The following is a 5,208-nucleotide window of genomic DNA, read 5'->3' on the forward strand; positions in this document are numbered from 1 at the left end:
AAAGATTTTATGCGGAGATAAGATAGAGAATCTATCGCACAAATAAAATCAAAGATTCCCTTGAAATTATCCAAAAGACAACGCATTGTCTTGCATTATAGGATAATCATCATTATATCTTTTTAATGCTCTAGCACTAGGGAGGATTACAGAAATAAGAGAACAAGGAGTAGGAACACCTGCGATAGTATGAGTGCAACCTATAATACTAGCATTTAATAAATCAGATTCTAATATCATAGGAATGTCTTTAGATTTGAAGCTTTTACCTTTCTTACTCTTTAATTGCACTCTACCATTATGAGGACATTTAAGCTCATTATCTTCTAGGACAGGACAGAGGAATGCGGTGGAGATACTTTCTTTATTCTCTTTAGAATCTTTTGCTTTAGATTCTAAGAGTGCTTTTTCTTTGTCTTCTATCTCTTGAGATTCAGAGCTATTACATTCTAGTTTGATATGAAGGCTAGAGTGAATAAGAGAATAATGAAGTATTGTAAGTGTAGAGGAGTGAAGGAATACTTGGAGGGTGGAAGTGGATATGTGGGTAGAATTGTTGTTTGTGGATTGCTTAGAATCTTTGTTTGTGGATTGCTTCGTCATTTCATTCCTCGCAATGACAGAATCTATATCCTCTCCACCTTGTAAGTAATACATGGGTTTAGATTCTACAAACACTCCTTCTTTATCTATCTCCCCAAAGTATAAAGGATTGTTAGGGGATTCTTTAGAGCCTGTGAGTAAAATACCAAACCAAGATATATAAGCATGTTCTATGTCGGCGATTTTTGCTATCTCTACACAATCAATACAATCATTTTCTTTTGCAAAATAGATTGCTTTATTTTCTAACACTAAAAAATCATTGCTAGAATATTGTGTGCTTACATGTTGTTTCATTATAATTCCTTATAACTTATAAATATAGCTCTTCTTTAAATATTATCCTATAAGTTTCGCCTTGCTCTATGCAGAGATGAAATCTCTCAATATAGGCATTTAGACTAAAATCATCTAGCCCATTTTGATAAATTTTATATGTGCTTGCATTGTAGCCTAAAAAATAAGAAATGTTTTTGAAGTTTAATAGACTCATAGTATCGTGTGCGATAAGTCTATAAGCCTGTGATTTTACCAATGAACGCAAGTAGCCCAAATCAAGCTTATTGAGAGAATCTAGTGGGATATTTATGAAATCATTGGTAGCAAGTGGCATGATATATATTTGCTTATTTTCTACAAAAGCCTCCAAACCCATATCTTGCAAAAAATCAATGCTCTTCGTTTCTATGAGATTTTGATAATACGCTACATCACTCAATACACAATCTATCGCCTCACTTAGAGTTTCACCCCTCCTATGTAACAAAGCATAATGATAAAGATTGCGTAAAAAGACATTCATATCTTGCAGATTCATTTGCTTTTTTGCACTATCGTGGATTCTATCTAGCAATCTACTTAGCTTTTCTAATGCACGCACACAATGAGCTGGGTGATGAAAGTCATTGTCTTTGTCATTGATATAATATAAATAGCCCGGTGTTTTTGTGCCTAGCTCTTGGACAAAATTTGCTAGTATCCATTGGTTATTATTGAGATTAGAATCATTATCAGTATGTATATGAAAGGTTTTGTCTTTTAAAATTTTCATCGCTTCTTGTCTGTGTGATTTTGATAGATTGATATAGGCTTGTTTTCTATGCTCTCGCATATTTGTTTGTGTCTCTTTGGATTGTATATTAAGGCTTTGCAAAAAGCTAAACATTCCTCTCCATAGTCTCTTTGCACCTGGTGCCTGATAAGTATAAAGTCCTTGTGTGATATGCGGATATGTGAGAGCAAAAAGCTGGGCGAGATAGCCACCCAAAGAGTGTCCTACTACCACTATTGGCGTGTTATGCGCTATCTTTCCGCCTTGCTTTAGCCTAAAGTAAAAATTTATCATAGAATCATATTGCTTTTTGGGGAGTTTTCTTAATGTCAAAGAAGCGTCAGTTCCTATATCCCTCCAATCAATTTTAAAAGGATTGGGGCTTGGAGCATCAGTCCCTGCTATACCTAAGATATACTCATTATTTCTTACATCTCTAAAGAGTGTAGCCCTAAATCCGCCTTTAGATTCTCTATCTTTTTCATTAATATGATCAATCACTTCATAATGTTTAGCAAAGTTTAGGGCAAGAGCTATTAAATCACAATCAAACTCAAATCCACCAACGGGGATTTTATCGCCTATATCCTTGTTTGAACGAACAAGTGCTAAAAATAACATTTTTTGAGAATCACTCAAACCTTGCAATATGCTTTTATTATACTCATCTAGTAATGATAGACAAGTTGCTATTTTTTCTATTTTACATTGTATTTTATTTCCTTGAATATCTAAATCTTTCTTAACATCTGTATAGTCATTTCTTTTTCTTGCTTCCATAAAATATGTGAGTTTCACATTCCCAGCCAAAGCTAAAACAGCATATCTATACATAAGCCTTATGTGTGTTTCGTATAGCAAGAGATTCGCATTTGAATCTAGCATTATGTTTTGATTGTTTGGTATTTGATTATGTGGCATTTATGCTCCTTACCATTTGCAGTAATCGTGTTTTCGTATGAGTCCAGCACACTCACCTAGTGATTGCCACTCTTTATCTATTCTTCTTTTAAATTTATCAGCATACAAACGATAAGATATTTTTTGCATAGCAATATCGTGTGTTTTTTTATTTTTAAGCACATATTCTACTTTTGTAATTAATGTTTTTTTATCAATTCTTTGCTCGGTATATTCTAAGTAATAATTTTCTAATACAAAAATTTGTTTTTGTAATTTATCAATCTTATTCTTATTAGATTCTAGGAGTAGCTCTGCTTTGAGACTTTCAATCGTTTCTTTATCTGCATTAATCGTTACTTTGTAGATATTGTTTTCTTTTCTATCTTTGCCAAAGATGTAATCTTGCCTATTTATATTGGGTAACACAAATAAATTTAGGTAATTTGTATCCCTTATGTTTGTATCATAGGGGGTTATATTATCTGGGGATATATCTTTTAATACATCATCGTAAAAATGTGGATAGAGCAGACCTTTTTTATGGGCTTTTACACACATATTAAAAAGCCTATCATCATCTGGATACACAATCTCATATCTATAGTAACACCCACTATAAATTACCAAGATAAGACTAAGGATTAAGAGATTTGTAATTTTCATTGTTACTCCTAGCTAATACATTATTATCACATTCCCTGCAAAACTTACAATAGCATATTGATACATAAGCTTAATATGTGCTTCATAGTGTAGCACATTGCTAGGATTTTCAGAATCTAGCATTATAGAGGTATTTATGTTTTGATTGTTTTGTTTCATTTGATTCTTTTTGTTGGTGTAGATGTCTGCAGATTTTACCATATTTTAATCTTGCATATTCTGTTTTAATTATCAAATCATACTTTTTTAACCCTCTTGCATTTGGAAGTATAGTAGCTACCATAGTGAAAGGTCCTCCACTAAGTATAGGATTAGTGCAACCTACAATACTAGAGTTCATTAAATCAGATTCTAATATCATAGGAATGTCTTTAGATGTAAAGCTTTTACCTTTATTACTCTTTAGCTTTACTCTACCATTATGAGGACATTTAAGCTCATTATCTTCTAGTATAGGACAAAGGAATGTGCTAGATATTATTTCTTTATTGTCATTAGAATCTTTTGCTTTAGATTCTAAGAGTGTTTTTTCTTTCTCTTCTATCTCTTGAGATTCTTTGCTATTACATTCTAGCTTGATATGAAGGCTAGAGTCTAATATGGAGTAGTTTAGTATTGTAAGTGTAGAAGAATTAAGGAATATTTGGAGGGTAGAAGTGGATATGGGAGAATCTATATTATTGTGAGGAGAGGGAGAAGTTGTATTTGAATTATTGTTAGTAGAGTTTGATTGAGTAGTGGTAGAGTTTGTGTTGGTAGTGTGGATTGATTCTTTATTGTCATTGCGAGAAGTGTTAGCTTCGTGGCAATTCATAGCATTAGAATCTGTAGCATTGTTATTTGTGGATTGCTTAGAATCTTTGTTTGTGGATTGCTTCGTCATTTCATTCCTCGCAATGACAGAATCCATATCCTCTCCACCTTGCAAGTAATATATGGGTTTATTTGTATTGAATCCCATATTGCTATCATTAGAATCTAATTCCCCAAAGTATAAAGGATTATTAGGGGATTCTTTTGAGCCTGTGAGGAGGTATTCATTGAAATATAAATTTATTGTATATTCTTCTATATTGATATTGTATTGTTTTCCTACCTCATTGTATATGACTTTACAATCTAATATGTCTTTATCGTTAGCAAAGATATTTATTTCTTTGTTAGTATTGTCTATGTAGAGATTTGAACTCATTGATAAACTTGACATTATCGCTCCTTTAGCCCCATTGTTTCATATCTGCTATATAACACACCTTTACTTCTTCTCCATAGAGTATGTTATCCATCATAGCAATTCTAGCATTAAAGTATTTTTGGTTTGTTTCATCATTAGAGAGAACAACTTGGGTAGAGTTTGAATTGTGTCTAAAGAGTCTTGTTATTTTTTCTTGATTATCTAAGACTTCTTTATCCTCTTCATCGACTATCACAAATGGCTGACATTTAAAGATAGCTCTTTTTTCTGCAAGAGTGCATCTTTTATCTTTTAATTTATCTAAATCGTCTTTATCTATCATTCTAGGGAAATATCTTTTAGAATCTAAAATCATTATTTTATCTATGATATTTTCTGTATTCGTATGAAGCGTTATATAAAAACTTTCTATTTCTTTTTCTAAGTCTGTTACATAAAGGATATGTTCTATAAAAGTAGTCATAAAGTCTGAATCTTTAGGCTTTTTTTCAAAGACATGGTCAAAGTGAAGTGTAGCTGTTTGAGCTTCATTTTGTTCATCTTTGAAATTACGAGAGTTAATAGCAAAGCTTAGTGGATTAAAGGCTATAAATATACTTTGGATAAAAGCATTAAGATACGCTATACATTCACTAAGGCTTTTATCTTTGACTTTGTTATGATTAGTATCTAATTCTAAAAGATAGGAGTAGAGGTAGAGGGTTTGAGTCGTAGGCACTATAGCATGAGAATCCTTGCCTGTATAAATAGGTAGTCTATTGCTTGAGCCATATTGGGCTGAAGCAATGATTTT

Annotated in this window: 4 protein-coding genes and 2 pseudogenes; all 6 read right to left on the bottom strand. The window is 32.2% G+C overall.

Annotation, left to right across the window (positions count from 1 at the left end; translation table 11 throughout):
- Positions 1 to 87: 87 nt before the first annotated feature.
- Positions 88 to 900, bottom strand: a pseudogene (locus tag CQA53_RS12480) (hypothetical protein); the annotation flags it as partial.
- A gap of 16 nt (positions 901 to 916) precedes the next feature.
- Entirely contained in the window at positions 917 to 2,575 is a 1,659-nt protein-coding gene (locus CQA53_RS10040) for a S28 family serine protease (RefSeq protein ID WP_115543843.1), read from the bottom strand.
- Positions 2,576 to 2,584: 9 nt separating this feature from the next.
- Complete coding sequence (locus tag CQA53_RS10045; protein WP_115543844.1) at positions 2,585 to 3,220, bottom strand: hypothetical protein; 636 nt, start codon at positions 3,218 to 3,220, stop codon at positions 2,585 to 2,587.
- A gap of 12 nt (positions 3,221 to 3,232) precedes the next feature.
- Positions 3,233 to 3,379: a hypothetical protein gene (locus CQA53_RS12485; protein ID WP_181882428.1), complete on the bottom strand. Its 147-nt coding sequence runs from the start codon at positions 3,377 to 3,379 to the stop codon at positions 3,233 to 3,235.
- Positions 3,330 to 4,427 carry a hypothetical protein gene (locus tag CQA53_RS13370; protein WP_245945876.1) on the bottom strand — a complete coding sequence of 366 codons (1,098 nt, stop codon included), beginning with the start codon at positions 4,425 to 4,427 and terminating at the stop codon, positions 3,330 to 3,332. Before CQA53_RS13370 ends, CQA53_RS12485 begins: the two co-directional genes overlap by 50 nt.
- Before the next feature lie 10 nt (positions 4,428 to 4,437).
- Positions 4,438 to 5,208, bottom strand: a pseudogene (locus CQA53_RS12490) (hypothetical protein); the annotation flags it as partial.

It is taken from the genome of Helicobacter didelphidarum, assembly GCF_003364195.1.
In the GTDB taxonomy this organism is placed as follows: domain Bacteria; phylum Campylobacterota; class Campylobacteria; order Campylobacterales; family Helicobacteraceae; genus Helicobacter_A; species Helicobacter_A didelphidarum.